The sequence below is a fragment of the Wenzhouxiangella sp. 15190 genome, from assembly GCF_003417465.1.
Classification (GTDB): domain Bacteria; phylum Pseudomonadota; class Gammaproteobacteria; order Xanthomonadales; family Wenzhouxiangellaceae; genus Wenzhouxiangella.
Window position 1 is genome coordinate 37,485 of the sequence record NZ_QVMV01000008.1, and the last position, 16,137, is coordinate 53,621.

Genomic DNA, 16,137 nt, shown 5'->3' on the forward strand with positions numbered 1-16,137 from the left:
TTTCGACCGGGGGACAGTGAAGGGGGTTCTGTCGTCCCGGAAACGCCGAAGGCGTTATCCGGGATCTCGCACGCCGGCTGATGGATCAGGGCCCTGCCATCGTCCGATGTGCGAGGCCCCGGCTCTTCGCTTCGCGGAGCTTGCCCCGGACTTGATCCGGGGGCCGGGGCGACATGAATCGTGCCAACCAGCAAACCAGAATACCGACATCGGTGTCATAATCGCTCTTGAGAGTCGGCCGGACAGTCGCTGTGCCTTTTGGGCGTGGAGGAAAGTCCGGGCTTCACAGGGCAGGGTGCCAGGTAACGCCTGGGCGGTCCGCAAGGGCCGACGGAAAGTGCCGCAGAAAATATACCGCCGATGGCCGCAAGGCACAGGTAAGGGTGAAATGGTGCGGTAAGAGCGCACCGCGCGGCTGGCAACAGTCGTGGCAGGGCAAACCCCACCCGAAGCAAGGCCAAATAGGGGTGCCATGGCGTGGCCCGCGCCGCACCCGGGTAGGCCGCTAGAGGCGGCTGGCGACAGCCGCCCCAGATGAATGACTGTCCCCGACAGAACCCGGCTTACAGGCCGGCTCTCACCTTGAATTCGTTCGCTGGTTCGCTTGTTTGCTGGTTGGCTGGTTCGGCATCTGCGCGGGATGGAGGGCAGCTACGCTGCGATACGCCGGACAAGCCCGATGCCTTGCCCCTGATTGAACTCGGCTTGGCCGCCCCGCACCACCTTCGGTTGCCGAACCAGCCAACAAGCAAACCAGCTAACAAGCCAACAAGAAGTCACAATGCCTGCACACAACGTCGAGACCCTCATCCGCCAGGCCGCAACCGACATGGAATCGGCGGGCCTGTTCTTCGGCCACGGTACCGACAACGCGATCGACGAGGCCTGCTGGGCGGCGTCACACGTGTTCGGCCTCGCGCCGGATTTCGGCGACGAAGCGCTGGCTCGCAAGGTGTCGGAAGAAGAGCGGGAACGTTTCGAAGCCCTGGTGACCGAGCGGATCGAAACGCGCAAACCGCTGGCCTACCTGATCGGCGAGGCCTGGTTCGCCGGGCTGGCCTTCGAGGTCGACGAGAACGTGCTCGTGCCGCGCTCGCCGCTGGCCGAGTTGATCGTGGAGGGATTCGCACCGTGGGTCGAGCCGAACCAGCTAAGGCGTGTGGTGGACGTCGGCACGGGGTCGGGTTGTCTGGCGATCGCCACGGCGGTGTACTGGCCCCAGGTCAAGGTGGACGCGGTCGACATCAGCCCCGAGGCCATTGCATTGGCACGGCGCAACGTCGAGCGCCATGGCGTGAGCGATCGCGTCGAAGTGATCGAATCCGACCTGCTCGATGCCCTGGCTGGACGACGCTACGACGTCATCCTCGCCAACCCGCCCTACGTTCCGACGGCTTCGATGGCCGAACTGCCCGAGGAGTACCGCTGGGAACCTGCGCTGGGCCTGGAAGCCGGCGAAGACGGCCTCGACCTGGTCCGCCGCCTGCTCGACACGGCGGCCGATCATCTCGAGGAAGACGGTGTGCTGATCGTCGAAGTCGGCGAAGCCGCCGAAGGGCTCGAGACACTGTTGCTCGAACGCGGTATCGAATTCACCTGGCTGGAATTCGAGCACGGCGGGGACGGTGTGGCATTGGTCGAACGAGGGGCGCTCGTTTCCCGCATACATGGCGGCTGATTGAGGCAACCGGCCTCTTTCGGCCTCAACGTGAGTTGTAGTAGTCCCGAAACCACCGGATGAATCGGTCCACGCCTTCCTCGATACCGACTTTCGGTTTGTAATCGATCGATGCCATGAGGTCGGATACATCGGCGGCCGTGTCGGGCACGTCGCCGGGCTGGGGCGGCAGCATTTCCATTTTCGCCTTCTTTTTCAGGCTGCGCTCGAGCGCCTGAATGAAATCCATCAGCTGGATGGGTTGCTCATGGCCGATGTTGTAGATGCGGTAAGGCGCCACGCCGCTGGTGGCCGGGTCGGGGTTTTGTGCGTCCCAGTTCTCGTCGCGTGTGGGTGGCCTGGAGAGGATCCGGACCACGCCTTCGACCACGTCGTCTATGTAGGTGAAGCTTCGACTGTGCCGGCCGTGGCTGAATACCTTGAGGGTCTCGCCGGCCGCGATGGCGCGTGCGAAGAGAATCGGCGCCATGTCGGGGCGCCCCCAGGGGCCGTAGACGGTAAAGAAGCGAAGCCCAGTGCAGGGAATGCCGTAGAGATGGGCATAGGAATGGGCCATCGCTTCATTGGCCTTCTTGGTGGCCGCGTACAGCGTCAGCGGGTGTTCGGTGCTGTCGTGTTCGGAAAACGGCATTTTCGTGTTGGCGCCGTAGACCGAGCTGGTGGATGCGAAGACCAGGTGCTCGACATCATGGTGCCGGCAACCTTCGAGAATGTGCAGCGTTCCGGTGACATTGCTGCCGACGTAGACGTGCGGATTCTCGGCGGCGTAGCGCACGCCGGCCTGGGCAGCCAGGTGAACGACCTGCCTGGGGCGGTGTATCGAGAAAACAGCCTCGACCAGGTCACGGTCGGCCAGGTCGCCGGTGATGTGCGTGTAGTTTTTCTCGTCGCGAAACAGGGCCAGACGGTCCGACTTCAGGCCCGGGTCGTAGTAGTCGTTGAGGTTGTCGAGACCGATGACGCGGTGGCCGCTGGACAGCAGGTTTCGGGCCACGTGGGATCCGATGAACCCCGCGGTGCCGGTGACCAGTACAGGGTTGTCGTTGCTGTTTTTGGGATCGTTTGATTGTCGGGGCATCGAGAGAGTGTACCTGCCGTCAATGGCTCTCGCCGGTCAGGTAGCCCAGGTGCTCGAGCTTCAGGAGGATCTGCTGTACGGCTCGTTCCGGATGAAGCTCGGTGGTATCGATCTCGAGTTCCGGGTTTTCGGGTTCCTCGTAGGGATCGGAAATGCCGGTGAATTCCTTGATGATGCCCTGGCGGGCCTTTTTGTACAGTCCCTTGCGATCGCGCTGCTCGCAGACTTCCAGCGGCGTCGATACGTGGATTTCGATGAATCCGCCGTGCGGTTCGATCATGTCGCGGACTTCCCGGCGCGTCGCCGCGTATGGAGCGATGGGTGCGCACAGGGCAATGCCGCCGTTCTTGGTGATTTCGCTGGCGACGAAGCCGATGCGCATGATGTTGAGATTGCGGTGCTCCTTCGAGAAGCCCAGTTCGCTCGAGAGATGCTTTCTGACGATGTCGCCGTCGAGGAGGGTGATCTGGCGCCCGCCCAGTTCCATCAGCTTGACCTGTAGGGCGTTGGCCAGGGTGGACTTGCCCGAACCCGACAGGCCCGTAAAGAAGATGGTCACGCCTTGCCGGGCGCGTGGCGGATGAGTGCGGCGCAGTTCGGCGACCACTTCCGGGTAGCTGAACCACTCCGGGATGTCGAGTCCCTCGGACAGGCGACGGCGTACCTCGGTGCCGGAGATCTCGCGCACCTGGTCGTCGGGCTGGATCTCGTCGACGGGCACGTACTGGGCCCGGGACTCGACGTATTTCATTTCGCGGAAGGGCACCATCTGGAGGCCGATCTCGTCCTCGTGCTCGGCGATCAGCGCCTGCGCTGCATACGGGTCGTAGAAACCCGTGCCCGTGGCGGGGTTGCGCGGGCCGGCGTGGTCTCGGCCGACGATCAGGTGGGTGCAGCCGTGGTTCTTTCGGATCAGCGCATGCCACAGCGCCTCGCGCGGGCCGGCCATGCGCATGGCCAGGTTGAGCAGTGACAGGGCGGTGGTCTGTTCCGGGTAACGCTTGAGGATGTGTTCGTAGCAGCGCACCCGGGTGTAGTGGTTGACGTCGTTGGGCTGGGTCAGTCCGACCACCGGGTGGATGAGCAGGTTGGCCTCGATTTCGCGGGCGGCGCGGAAAGTGAGTTCCTGGTGGACGCGGTGCATGGGATTGCGCGTCTGGAAGGCGATGACGCGTTCCCAGCCGCGCTTTTCGAACTGCATTCTGAGTTCCTGCGGCGTGTGGCGCAGGTGCGGAAAGTCGTAATGGATGGGCGGCTGGATCAGTTCGACCCGCCCGCCCACGTACCAGGGGTGCGTGCGTTCGAGCAGTCGCGCCACACCGGGGTGATTGACGTTGTCGGTGCCGAAGATCGCTTCGGCCTCGGCGTGCCGGTCGGGTTGCCAGATATCGCCGACGGTCATTGTCGCCAGCAGTACGCCTTCGGCGTCGCGCAGGCCCAGGATCTGCCCCTTGTCCAGGCGCCTGGCCGTGTTCTCTGGCACGTCGAGCATGATCGGCATGGGCCACAGGGTGCCCGAGGCCAGGCGCATGTCGGTCAGTACGGATTCGTAGTCGGCCCGATCGAGAAAGCCGGTCAGCGGTGCGAAGCCGCCGTTGGTGAGCAGTTCCAGGTCGCAGAGCTGTTGGGCGGTCAGCGACCAGTCGATATCGGGTTCCGTGTTGGCTTCGTCAGAGGTATCGATTTCGGTCATTTCTTCTGCTTCTTGGCGGGGGGTTGGTTTGCTGCTCTTACGTCGGGAGCGCGGCCCCGATCTACTCGACGGTCACCGACTTCGCCAGGTTGCGCGGTTTGTCCACGTCCGTGCCCTTGAGTAGGGCGACGTGATAGGCCAGCAGTTGCAGCGGCAGGGTGGCGATGATGGGGCTGGTGCTGTCGTTCATGCCGGGAACCTGGATGTTCGTCGTGCCCTCACCGTCGTGCATGTCGACGTTTTCGGCGATGAAGTTGATCAGCTGGCCGCCCCGGGCGCGGACTTCCTCGAGGTTGGAGCGGAGCTTGCCGAGCAGATGGTCGTCGGGTGCGACGGTGACCACGGGCATGTCTTCGTCGACCAGGGCCAGCGGGCCGTGCTTGAGCTCGCCGGCCGGGTAAGCTTCGGCATGGATATAGCTGATTTCCTTGAGTTTCAGAGCGCCCTCCAGGGCGATGGGGAAGTGCGTTCCCCGACCGAGAAAGAGGGCATGATGCTTGTCGACGAAAGTCTCGGCGACGTGCTTGACGTCTTCTTCCAGTTCGAGGGCGTCTTCCATCAGGCGCGGTAGCGCGCGCAGTGTGGCCACGGCCTTTTCCTCGTCGGCAGCGTCGAGCCGGCCGCGGGCCCGGCCCAGCACCAGCGCCAGCCAGTAGAGGGCGGCGAGCTGGGTGGTAAAGGCCTTGGTGGAGGCCACGCCGATCTCGATGCCGGCATGGGTGAGCAATCTCAGGCCCGATTCGCGCACCAGGGTGGAGCCGGGCATGTTGCACAGTGCCAGGGTCTGCAGGTAGTCGTTTTCCTTGGCGAAGCGCAGGGCGGCCAGGGTATCGGCCGTCTCCCCGGATTGCGAGATGCCGATGAACAGGGTGTTGGGCGGCGCCACCGGCTCACGGTAGCGGTATTCGCTGGCCACTTCCACGTTGACCGGTATGCCGGCGATCGACTCGATCCAGTAACGCGCCACCAGGCCGGCGTGATAGCTGGTGCCGCAGGCGATGATGTGGATGTTCTCGATCTTCGGCAGGATGGCGTTGGCTTCCGGGCCCAGCGATTCGGTCAGCACGCCGTGACTGCCCAGCTTGTCGGCCAGGGAGTTGGCCACGGCTTCGGGCTGCTCGTGGATTTCCTTGAGCATGAAGTGGCGGTAGTCGCCCTTGTTGGCCACCTGGTCCTCGTGGGCGTAGCGCTCGGCTTCGCGTTCGAGGGTGTTGCCCTCGAGATCGAACAGGCGCGCGCCCTGGCGGTCGACGCGGGCCAGGTCGCCGTTTTCGAGGTGGATGAAGCGGTCGGTGACCTGCAGCAGGGCCAGGGGATCGGAGGCGATGTAGCTCTCTTCGGTGGAAACACCGATGACCAGCGGCGAGCCCATGCGTGCCAGGTAGATGGCTTCGGGGTCCTGCGGCGTGACGGCGGCCAGGGCGTAGGCGCCTTCCAGACGAGCCACCGCGCGCGAGAAGGCCGTGACGAAATCGTCTTGTTGATCCATTTCGCGGGCGATGAGATGGGCGATCACCTCGGTGTCGGTCTCGGACGCGAACTGAAAGCCGGCCGACTGCAGTTCGTGGCGCAGTTGCTCGTAATTCTCGATGATGCCGTTGTGGACCACCGCCAGGCGATGGCCCGAGCGGTGCGGATGGGCGTTGGCCTCGGTGGGTTTGCCGTGCGTGGCCCAGCGGGTGTGGGCGATGCCGGTGTGCGATTCCAGCGGATCGGCGGCCAGGGAATCGGCCAGGGCTTCGACCTTGCCGACGGCGCGGCGGATCTCGATGGCGTCGCCGTCGAGTACCGCAACGCCGGCCGAGTCATAGCCGCGGTATTCCAGGCGGCGCAGGCCTTCGAGCAGGATGGGGGTGATGTTGCGCGCTGTCGTGGCGCCTACGATTCCGCACATGGGGTTGGCAAGTCCAGTTCTTTGTCTTCGATTCGCGTTGTTGCCCTATTTCAAAATGAGGCGTCTCTAGAGTCGGTTAGCTTGTTGGCTCGTTGGCTCGTTTGCTAGTTCGGCATTCCAATTCTTTGCGGGACGGCTGCGCCGTGCGGTCTCCGCGGCACCCGGATAACCTTGGGCAGCTAACCAGCCAACCAGCCAACCAGCCAACAAGTTACACGACCTTTCTTATCGCGTTGGCCGGCAGTTCGACCTTCCTTTCGTGTTCGAGCAGCTTCAGCAGAACCACTACCCGCTCCTGGCCGCTGCGGGCCTGGAATACGGCGCGCAGCCCGGTCATTGCGCCGTGGGTGATTTCGACGGTGTCATCGGGGCGGATTTCCATCGCCTCGCTCATGTCCACGGCACCGAGCTTGCCCTGGCGATTCCGCAGCATTTCGATGAACTCGTCCGGAACGCTGGGTACCCGATCGCCGAAACGCACCAGGCCGATCGCACCGCGCGTCGAGCGGATGGTACTCCAATCTTCGGCGTGGGCGCAGAGGTTGACGAACAGATAACGAGGAAACATGGGTTGCACACGCATGCGTGTGCCTCCGCGCGAGCGGGTGCGTACTCGGATGCGCGGCAGGAAAACCTCGAACCCCTGGTTTTCGAGCTGCGCTTCTGCCCGTCTTTCCTGGGCGGGCTTGCAGAAAACCACCCGCCAGAGACGCTCGTGTTGCATCGGTCTGCCCCGGTTGCTTGATGTACCACCCTTTTGCCGCAAACAGGATACATCAGGATGCCGGAGTACAGAAGCTGGAGGCCGATTATGAGTGGTCTGTAGTGGGTGGTCAGTTGTCTGTAGCCCGTAGTCAGACGACCACAGACCACAGAATACAGACCACAGGCGGTTCGAGCCGTTACAATAGAGTGCTTTCCACTCACAGCCTGACACAGGAATGACGCCCATGAAGATTCTGGTCACCCTCAAGCGGGTGGTGGATTACAACGTGCGCGTTCGGGTCAAGAGCGACGGTAGCGGCGTCGAGACCGACGGCGTCAAGATGTCGATCAACCCGTTCGACGAGATTGCACTGGAAGAAGCCCTGCGCATCAAGGAGCGCGGCGAAGCCGAGGAAGTGATCGTCGCCTCGATCGGCGGCGACGAGGTGCAGCAGCAGCTGCGCACCGGCCTGGCCATGGGCGCCGACCGCGCCATCCAGGTGTCGGCCGACGGCGATGTGCAGCCACTGACAGCCGCCCGCACTTTCCTCAAGCTGGTCGAGAAGGAAGAGCCGGGCATTGTCTTCCTGGGCAAGCAGGCGATCGACGACGACGCCAACCAGACCGGCCAGATGCTGGCCGCGCTGTGGGACCGGCCCCAGGCCACCTTCGCCTCCCGGGTCGAACTGGCCGACGGCAAGGCCACGGTGGCGCGCGAGGTCGATGCCGGACTGGAGACCATCGAGGTCGACCTGCCGGCGGTCCTGACTTCCGACTTGCGCCTCAACGAGCCGCGCTTCGTCAAGCTGCCGGAAATCATGAAGGCCAAGCGCAAGCCGCTCGACACGCTCTCGCTCGAGGAACTGGACGTGGAGCGGGCCGGCGGTATCGAGGCGGTCTCCTACGAGCCTCCGCCCAAGCGCGGTGGCGGCAAGAAGGTCGAATCCGTCGACGAGCTGGTGTCCGAACTCAAGGCGAAGGGGTTGCTGTAATGTCCAGAATTCTGATCATTGCCGAACACGACGGCGAAACACTCAGTGCCGCCACGGCCAAGACGCTGACCGGTGCCCGGGACATGGGCATCGACGACATCGATGTGGCGGTATTTGCCGTCGATCCCTCGGGCGTGGCCGAGCAGGCCGCGAAGCTCGAGGGTGTGACGCGCGTGCTCACGATCGGGCACGCCGACTTTGAGCATTTCCTGGCCGCACGACTGGCGCCGGAGATCAAGGCGCTGGCCGGCGACCCCGGATCGGGGTCCGGGGCAGGCTACTCTCACATTTTGATGCCGTCGACCACCTACGGCAAGGACGTGCTGCCGCGTGCCGCCGCCCTGATCGGCGTCAACCAGGTCTCCGATATCCAGGAAGTGATCGACGAGCGAACTTTCAAGCGCCCGATCTACGCCAGCAACGCCGTCGTCACGGTCAAGGTTGCCGACGACCAGCCGGTGGTGGCCACAATCCGTACGGCCTCGTTCGCCGCCGCCGGCGAGGGCGGCTCGGCCGAGATCGAGTCGCGTGAATCGCAGGCCGAGGATCCCGGCCACACCCGCTTCGTGAGCGTCGAAGGCGGTGAAGGCGAGGGTCCGGACCTGGCCACTGCATCGGTGGTGGTTTCCGGCGGCCGCGCCATGGGTTCGAGCGAGGGCTTCGACATCATTTATTCCCTGGCCAAGAAGCTCAACGCGGCCGTGGGCGCCTCGCGCGCGGCGGTCGATGCGGGTTACGTCCCCAACGAACTGCAGGTGGGCCAGACCGGCAAGATCATCGCGCCGGAGCTTTATTTCGCCATCGGCATCTCGGGCGCGATCCAGCACCTGACCGGCATCAAGGACGCCGGCACCATCGTCGCCATCAACAAGGACCCCGAAGCCCCGATCTTCGAGGTGGCCGACCTGGGGCTGGTGGGCGACCTGTTTGAACTCGTGCCGGAGCTCGAAGGGAAACTGTGAATCGGTGGTCGGTGGTCTGTTGTCGGTAGTCTGTGGTCAGTAATCTGAATCAGACCGCAGACCACAGACAACAGATAACAGACCACAGACCACAGACCACAGACCACAGACCACAGATAACTCCCACATTCGCGTGCCTTTCCGGCTTGCGGTATCCTCGTCGCTTCGGCGTGGCGTCCGGGGTTGGGTGGCCGAGATCTGGAGGGGAGCCAGACTTGGATCGTTTCGGCACGCAATCGCTTGTTGTGCTCGGCCTGTTCGTTGCGACACTGGCCGGCGTGCCGGCGCATGCGCTGGCGCCCGACAAGGCCTTTCACCAGTACGTCAGCGATACCTGGAGCCTCGAGGAGGGTCTGCCGCAGATTTCCGTGAACGCGGTCGTGCAGGGGCCCAGGGGCTACATCTGGGCAGGCACGCAGGCGGGTGTGGCCCGCTTCGACGGCGTTCGCTTTACCGTGTTCGATCCGCGCACTTCGCCCGAAATGCCGGGCATGTTCATCCAGACTCTGTTCGTTGATTCTCGTGGCAGCATCTGGGCCGGCACCTACAAGGGCGCGGCCGTTTTCCGGGACGGTGAATTCCACGGCGTGGACGACGGGTTCGGGCGCGAGATCGATGCGTTCCAGTTCGCCGAGACCGCCGACGGTGAAGTGTTGCTGGCTTCTGATCAGGGGCTGATGCGCCTGGCCGACGATGCCTTCGTGCAATTCTCCGGGGATCCCGAGGATGCGCTGCGCTCGGTTTTCACCCATCGCGACCGGATTTTTGCCGGTGGCTATGGCGTCATTCATGTCCAGCGCGACGGCGCCTGGCAGTCGATGCCGTTGAAAGGAGAGCTCGAACCCGCGCTGGTCAACGAGTTCATCGATTACGACGGACGTATCTGGGCGGCAACCACGCGCGGCCTGCTGTATCTGGAAGACGATGCCTGGAAGCGCTTCGAAGTGCCCGGGCGGCTCGAGGACCCGGTCATCGAGGCCCTGCATGCCGACCGCGACGGCAATCTGTGGCTGGGCGCCGCCGGCCGGCTTGTGCGTATCCAGGGTCGCGAACTCATCGAGTCGGTACCTGACGAGGCGCCGTATGCGCACGGCAGCGTGCTCGACATGACCGAGGATCACGAAGGCAATCTGTGGCTGGGGTCTCGCTGGGACGGCCTGGCAAGGCTGTGGAACGGTTGGGTCTTTCGTTACGACAAGCCCGAAGGGCTGCATAACAGCCTGGTCTGGACCGTCGCGCGGGATGCACAAGGCAATGTCTGGACCGGCACGATGGATGGCCTGGCCGTCTATCGGGACGGGCGATTCGAACAGCTCACGGCGGGCAGCGAACAGCCGCATCCGCATGCCTACTCCGTGTTGCCGGAGGAAGACCGCGTCTGGGTGGGCACGCGGACCGGGTTGTACTGGTGGAACCGCGCGGAGGGCCGGATCGACAAGCCGCCGGCATTCAGCCCGCTCGACAGTGCGCAGGTCAACGGCATCATTCGTTTCCGGGGAGACTACTGGTTGGCCACCACCGAGGGCGTGTGGCGCTGGGACGGCGAGCGCATGCACCGGATGGCGCCCAGCGGCGACCTGGGCGGGCGCGACGTTCGCCTGCTCTACAAGACGGAGGATGGCACGTTACTGGTGGGAACGCGGCGCGGCCTGCTCTACTGGCAGGGCGATCGATTCGAGCGGGTCGAGGGCGTGGCAAGCGAACGGGACGTCACGGCGATCATGGAGCTGTCCGACGGGCGCCTGGCTGCGGGAACGCTCGACGAAAAACTCTACATCGGCCGGGGTTCGACCTGGCATGAGTTCGGCGTCGAAGACGGGTTGCCGGTTAACAGTCCCTTTGCTTTCGGCGAAGCCGATGGTCGACTCTGGGTGGCGGGTATTCGGGGTATCTACGAACTGCCGCTCGATTCCATCCAGTCGTATCTTGATGGCGAGATCGAGGCCCTGCCCGGACGCATGGTCCTGCACGAGCGTGGCGATGTAACCGGGGCCCAGAAGGGTTACTGCTGCAACGGTGCGGGCAATGCCAAGGGTTTCATGCACGAAGGCGAGTTCTGGTTGCCCACGCGTGGCGGCATCGTCCATCTGGTGCCCGAGCGAATCAAGAGAAATGCAGCGCCGCCCCGCGTCCATGTCGACCGCATCCGGATCGATGCTCAGTGGCGAGAGCTCGAGCCCGGAACGTCTCTCGACCTGCCGGCCGACAAGCGCGACCTGGCGTTCGGTTTTGCCGTGATGAGCTACCAGGATCCGACCAGCGTGCGAGTCGAGTATCGCCTGGAGGGGTTCCGTGATGAATGGCAGAAACTGGACGAGCCGATGCAGCGCCAGGCTTTTTACACCAACCTGCCGTCCGGTCGGTATTCGCTGCAGCTGCGTGCCAGCAACAATGCGGGGATCTGGGTGGAAAAGCCGGCATCACTCGAATTTCGCATTCAACCGTATCTCTGGGAAACCGTCTGGTTCCAGATCTTCCTGCTGATCGTCTTGTTGATGTTGATCTGGCTGGGTTTCAACTATCGTCTCCGGAGCATGCAACGGCGGCAGCGCATGCTGGAGACGACCGTTGCCGAGCGAACCGATGAATTGCGCGTGGCCAACGAGCATCTCCGCGACTACAGCGCCCGGCTGGAGACGGCGAGCATGACCGATCCGCTCACCGGCTTGTGGAACAGGCGTTACCTGGCTTCGCAACTACCTGCCGATCTGGCGCATTTCCATCGTGAACTCTCGAAGCCGGAGATGGGCCGATCGGTGATGACATTCGCCGTCATCGATATCGACCACTTCAAGGAAGTCAACGACCGTTACGGACACGACGCCGGCGACGAGGTGTTGCGGCAATTCTCACGACTGCTCGTGCAGTTGGTGCGCACCGGTGACTACGTGGTGCGCTGGGGCGGTGAGGAATTCCTGATCGTCTTTCGGCCCATGTTCGCCGGCGAAGTCAACCGCGTGGCCGCTCGACTCATCGAGGAAATTCGCGGCTACGAATTCCTGCTCGACAGCGGCACGGTCGTCCGATTGACGGCCTCGATGGGCGTGGCCGAGTATCCGCCCTTCCGTGATCATCCCTCGGCGCTGAGCTGGAGCCAGACCGTCACGCTGGCCGACAAGGCGTTGCTGGATATCAAGCAGGATGGCCGTGACGGCTGGTGCCGCGTGCGACCTACCTCCTGGGTGGAGCCGGTCACGCTGCGTGAGCATCTGGACCAGCCACTACGGGATTTGCTCGAGGCCGAGGAGATTTCGGTCGAGCGGGGGTAGCCTGGCCGCTGGCGCGGCGCTGACTTGTTTGCTTGTTCGCTGGTTGATTCAGCCTGCATGCGATTGTGATTGCGGTTTCAGGTTTCAGGGGAAACAACGGGTTCCGGTTTACGGTTTCCGGACCACAGACCACAGACCACAGAAGCCGAAACCCGCGGGCCAATTCACCCCTCGCCATAACCGCCGCCGCCCGGCGTTTGCAGGACCAGCATGTCGTCCGAGTCGACTTCGGTCCGATCCGTTCCGGAGAGATCCTGTCGGTTGCCGTCGGCCTTTTCGATCCATGCCTTTCCGAGTGCCCCGTCGTCGCCGCCCTCGATGCCCGAGGGGGCGATTCGTCTGGAGTTGGCCAGGATGGCGACGGTCATGGGTTCGAGAAAGCGGATGCGGCGTTCGGCCCCGTGGCCGCCGCGCCATTTTCCCTTGCCGCCGGAGTGGGGGCGGATGCCGAAGGATTCGAGCCGGACCGGGAAGCGGGTTTCGAGGATTTCCGGATCGGTCAGCCGCGAGTTGGTCATGTGGATGTGCACGGCGTCGGCGCCGTCGAAACCGTCGCCTGCACCGGCGCCGCCGCAGAGCGTCTCGTAGTGCTGGTAGCGATCATTGCCGAAGGTGAGGTTGTTCATGGTCCCCTGGCCGTTGGCGAGCACACCCATGGCGGCGAACAGGGCATCGGCGACGACCTGGCTTGTCTCGACATTGCCGGCCACGACCGCCGCCGGATGCACGGGCGAGAGCACGCTGCCTTCGGGGATGACCAGCTCGATGGGCGCCATGCAGCCGTCGTTGAGCGGGATGTCGTCGGCCACCAGGGTGCGCAGTACGTAGAGCACGGCCGCGCGGGTGACGGCGCGCGGGGCGTTGAAGTTGTCGCCGGTCTGATCGCTGGTTCCCGTGAAGTCGATCTTCGCGCGGCGTGATGCCCGGTCGACGGTGACGGTGACCTCGACCTGCGCACCGTTGTCCATCCGCTTGATCCAGTGGCCGTCGTCGAGGCGATCGAGAACGCGGGCGACCTGTTCGGCGGCGTTGTCTTGTACGTGATGCATGTACGCGCGTACAACCGCGAGGCCGAGTTGTTCGATCATGCCGCTGAGCTCGCGCAGGCCGCGATTGTTGGCGGCGATCTGGGCGTGCAGGTCGCTGAAGTTCTGGTCGAGGTTGCGTACCGGATGCTCGCCGCTGGTGAACAGGGTCTCGAGTTCGTCGCGGCACAGTTCGCCGCGCTTGACGGCGCGCATCGGGCCGATCAGCACGCCTTCATCAAAGATGGTCCTGCTCTCGGGCGGCATGGAACCGGGCGTGATGCCGCCGACGTCGGCGTGGTGGGCGCGGCTGGCGGTGTAGAACAGGATTTCGCTGCCGTCCTTGTCGAAGCAGGGGCTGACCACGGTGAGATCGGGCAGGTGGGTGCCGCCGTTGTAGGGGTCGTTGAGCAGGAAGACGTCGCCGGGGTGCATATCGTCGGCGAATGCTTCGATAACCGCGCGCACGCTCTCGCCCATCGAGCCCAGGTGCACGGGCACGTGCGGTGCGTTGGCGACCAGTCGGCCCTGCTCGTCGAACAGGGCGCAGGAGAAGTCCAGCCGCTCCTTGATGTTGGCCGACCAGGCGGTCTGCTGCAGGGTCGCGCCCATGTGCTCGGCGATCGACATGAACAGGTTGTTGAAGACTTCCAGCAGCACCGGGTCCGCTTCCGTATCCGCCTGCAGGGCCCGCCTGGATTCGCGGCGTTCGAGCAGCAGGTGGCCGTGGCGATTCAGCGCGGCGCGCCAGCCCGGTTCGACCACGATGGTGGAATTGGGCTCGATGACGATGGCCGGGCCGTCCACGGCCTGATCCATGGCCAGTTCGTCCCTGCGGTATACCGGTGTGTCCGACCGGGGTTCGCCGTCCATGAAGGTCTCGACGCGATCGATCGGCTCGGCGGGTGCCCGGTCGGAGTCGATCTCCGCTTCGCCCTCGAGTGCACGGCTCCGGCCGACGGCTTCGACCAGTCCGGCCTCGACCACCAGGTCGCGCTCTTCCATGGCGAAACCGAATTGCTGCCGATGGGCGTCGGTGAAAGCGCGGGTCATGGCCTGGAACGATCCGAAGGCCACGGGCAGGCTGGTGTCGGTGCCGGCGTAGCGCACTCGGCAGGTCCGTTCGACCTCGATGGCCTCATCGGCGAAATCCTGCTCGTGCAGTTCGGTGACGGCGTCTTCGGCGCGTTTTTCGAAGGTTGATGCCAGCTTTTTGGCCAGGGCCTCGTCGAGGGGCGCGTTGACGGCGAATTCGCGGTGGGCGGTGACATCGGCCAGGCCCATGCCGTAGGCCGAAAGCACGCCGGCATGCGGATGGATCAGCACGGTTTCGATGCCCAGCTCGTCGGCCACCCGACAGGCGTGCTGGCCGCCGGCGCCGCCGAAGCAGTTGAGTGCGTAGCGGGTGACATCGTGGCCGCGCTGTACCGAGACCTTCTTGATGGCGTTGGCCATGTTGGCCACGGCGATACTGAGAAAGCCTTCGGCCACTTCGACGGGCTGCCGCGTGTCGCCGGTGGCCTCGCGGATTTCGCCGCACAGCTCGTCGAATTGCTCACGGACAATGTCGGCATCCAGGGGCTGGTCGGCGTCGGGGCCGAAGGTCCCGGGAAAGAAGTCCGGCTGCAGCTTGCCGAGCATGACGTTGCAGTCGGTGACCGTCAGCGGGCCGCCTTTTCGATAACAGGCCGGGCCTGGATCGGCCCCGGCCGAGTCGGGGCCGACGCGGTAGCGCGAGCCGTCGAAATGCAACTTCGAACCGCCACCGGCGGCGACGGTGTGAATCTCGAGCATGGGTACACGCAATCGTACGCCGGCGATGACGGTCTCGAGGCTGCGCTCGAATTCGCCGCTGTAGTGCGACACGTCGGTGGAGGTGCCGCCCATGTCGAAGCCGATGACGCGTTCCAGACCGGCCATGGCGGCGGTTCGCACGCTGCCGACGATGCCGCCGGCCGGACCCGAGAGAATGGCGTCCTTGCCGGCGAAGCTGGCCGCGCCGGTCAGCCCGCCGTCGGACTTCATGAACTGCAACCGCACGTTACCCAGTTCGGCGGCAACGCGGTCGGCGTAGCGGCGCAGCACCGGCGAGAGATAGGCGTCGACCACGGTGGTGTCGCCGCGGCCGATGAAGCGGATCAGCGGGCTTACTTCGTGCGACAGGCTGACCTGTTCGAAGCCGAGCTCGTCGGCGATTTCGCCGATGCGTTTTTCGTGGTCGGAATGGCGGTAGCCGTGCATCAGGATCACGGCCAGGGCGCGGATGCCCTCTTCGCGCAAAGCGGCCAGTTGCTCGCGGACCCGGTCGCCGTCGAGGTCAAGCAGGACATTGCCTTCGGCGTCGATGCGCTCTTCGATTTCCACGATTTCGTCGCAAAGCTGTTCGGGCCGGCGGATGTCGAGGGCGAAGATGTCGGGCCGGCTCTGGTGGCCGATCCTGAGCGCATCGCGAAAGCCGCGTGTGGTGATCAGTGCCGTCGCCTCTCCCTTGCGCTCGAGCAGGGCGTTGGTCGCCACCGTGGTGCCCATGCGCACGTGTTCGATGCGCTCGTCCGGGATGGCCGCGTCGGCACCAAGTTCCAGCATGCGCCGGACACCCTCGATGGCGGCGTCGTCGTAATGGTCGGGGTTTTCCGACAACAGCTTGGCCGCCCGCAGCTCGCCGTCGGGCGTGCGGGCGATCACGTCGGTGAACGTGCCGCCGCGGTCGATCCAGAATTGCCACCGGGCGGCTGGGTTGGGTTCGGCGTCTGTGGAGTCGGCGGACATGGGGGTGACTTTAGCAGGGGTTCTGTTGGCTGGTTGGCTTGTTAGCTTGTTGGCTGGTTCGGCAACTGCTGA

Annotated in this window: 9 protein-coding genes and 1 other RNA gene; 5 read left to right on the plus strand and 5 right to left on the minus strand. The window is 64.4% G+C overall.

Annotated features, from left to right (window positions below):
- The first annotated feature begins 230 nt into the window (after window positions 1-230).
- Both rnpB and prmB read left to right on the plus strand, forming a co-directional pair.
- Window positions 231-582: RNase P RNA component class A (gene rnpB, locus DZK26_RS02450), an RNA gene on the plus strand.
- 199 nt (window positions 583-781) lie between these two features.
- Entirely contained in the window at window positions 782-1,678 is an 897-nt protein-coding gene (gene prmB / locus DZK26_RS02455; RefSeq protein ID WP_116897949.1) for a 50S ribosomal protein L3 N(5)-glutamine methyltransferase, read from the plus strand.
- Between the two features lie 25 nt (window positions 1,679-1,703).
- Here prmB and DZK26_RS02460 read toward each other — a convergent pair whose 3' ends face one another.
- The 4 genes from DZK26_RS02460 to rfaH form a co-directional block, all read right to left on the minus strand.
- On the minus strand, window positions 1,704-2,756 hold the full coding sequence (locus tag DZK26_RS02460) for an NAD-dependent epimerase (protein ID WP_116897950.1): 1,053 nt from the start codon (window positions 2,754-2,756) through the stop codon (window positions 1,704-1,706).
- A gap of 19 nt (window positions 2,757-2,775) precedes the next feature.
- A complete protein-coding gene (locus DZK26_RS02465; RefSeq protein ID WP_116897951.1) occupies window positions 2,776-4,449 on the minus strand; it encodes a bifunctional sulfate adenylyltransferase/adenylylsulfate kinase in 1,674 nt (557 codons plus the stop codon).
- A gap of 61 nt (window positions 4,450-4,510) precedes the next feature.
- Window positions 4,511-6,343 (minus strand): glutamine--fructose-6-phosphate transaminase (isomerizing), encoded by a 1,833-nt coding sequence (glmS, locus tag DZK26_RS02470; protein WP_116897952.1) that lies wholly within the window; start codon window positions 6,341-6,343, stop codon window positions 4,511-4,513.
- 211 nt (window positions 6,344-6,554) lie between these two features.
- Window positions 6,555-7,067, minus strand: coding sequence for a transcription/translation regulatory transformer protein RfaH (gene rfaH / locus DZK26_RS02475; RefSeq protein ID WP_116897953.1), 513 nt, complete (start codon window positions 7,065-7,067; stop codon window positions 6,555-6,557).
- Between the two features lie 226 nt (window positions 7,068-7,293).
- Between rfaH and DZK26_RS02480 the strand changes: the two genes are divergently transcribed.
- From DZK26_RS02480 to DZK26_RS02490, 3 genes are all read left to right on the plus strand, one after another.
- Window positions 7,294-8,040, plus strand: coding sequence for an electron transfer flavoprotein subunit beta/FixA family protein (locus tag DZK26_RS02480; RefSeq protein ID WP_116897954.1), 747 nt, complete (start codon window positions 7,294-7,296; stop codon window positions 8,038-8,040).
- Window positions 8,040-9,002, plus strand: coding sequence for an electron transfer flavoprotein subunit alpha/FixB family protein (locus DZK26_RS02485; protein ID WP_116897955.1), 963 nt, complete (start codon window positions 8,040-8,042; stop codon window positions 9,000-9,002). The genes DZK26_RS02480 and DZK26_RS02485 overlap by 1 nt, the downstream gene beginning before the upstream one ends.
- Before the next feature lie 215 nt (window positions 9,003-9,217).
- The gene (locus tag DZK26_RS02490) at window positions 9,218-12,271 is read left to right on the plus strand and encodes a diguanylate cyclase (RefSeq protein ID WP_116897956.1); all 3,054 of its coding nucleotides are present in this window, start codon (window positions 9,218-9,220) and stop codon (window positions 12,269-12,271) included.
- Between the two features lie 164 nt (window positions 12,272-12,435).
- On the opposite strand, the gene DZK26_RS02495 is transcribed toward DZK26_RS02490, so the two are convergent.
- Window positions 12,436-16,065: a hydantoinase B/oxoprolinase family protein gene (locus tag DZK26_RS02495; protein ID WP_116897957.1), complete on the minus strand. Its 3,630-nt coding sequence runs from the start codon at window positions 16,063-16,065 to the stop codon at window positions 12,436-12,438.
- Window positions 16,066-16,137 lie beyond the last annotated feature (72 nt).

Coding starts and splice junctions, on each gene's coding strand:
- DZK26_RS02465 (WP_116897951.1), bottom strand. CDS start 4,449: ATGACCGAAATCGATACCTCTGACGAAGCCAACACGGAACCCGATATC.
- DZK26_RS02485 (WP_116897955.1), top strand. CDS start 8,040: ATGTCCAGAATTCTGATCATTGCCGAACACGACGGCGAAACACTCAGT.
- rfaH (WP_116897953.1), bottom strand. CDS start 7,067: ATGCAACACGAGCGTCTCTGGCGGGTGGTTTTCTGCAAGCCCGCCCAG.
- DZK26_RS02495 (WP_116897957.1), bottom strand. CDS start 16,065: ATGTCCGCCGACTCCACAGACGCCGAACCCAACCCAGCCGCCCGGTGG.
- DZK26_RS02480 (WP_116897954.1), top strand. CDS start 7,294: ATGAAGATTCTGGTCACCCTCAAGCGGGTGGTGGATTACAACGTGCGC.
- prmB (WP_116897949.1), top strand. CDS start 782: ATGCCTGCACACAACGTCGAGACCCTCATCCGCCAGGCCGCAACCGAC.
- DZK26_RS02460 (WP_116897950.1), bottom strand. CDS start 2,756: ATGCCCCGACAATCAAACGATCCCAAAAACAGCAACGACAACCCTGTA.
- glmS (WP_116897952.1), bottom strand. CDS start 6,343: ATGTGCGGAATCGTAGGCGCCACGACAGCGCGCAACATCACCCCCATC.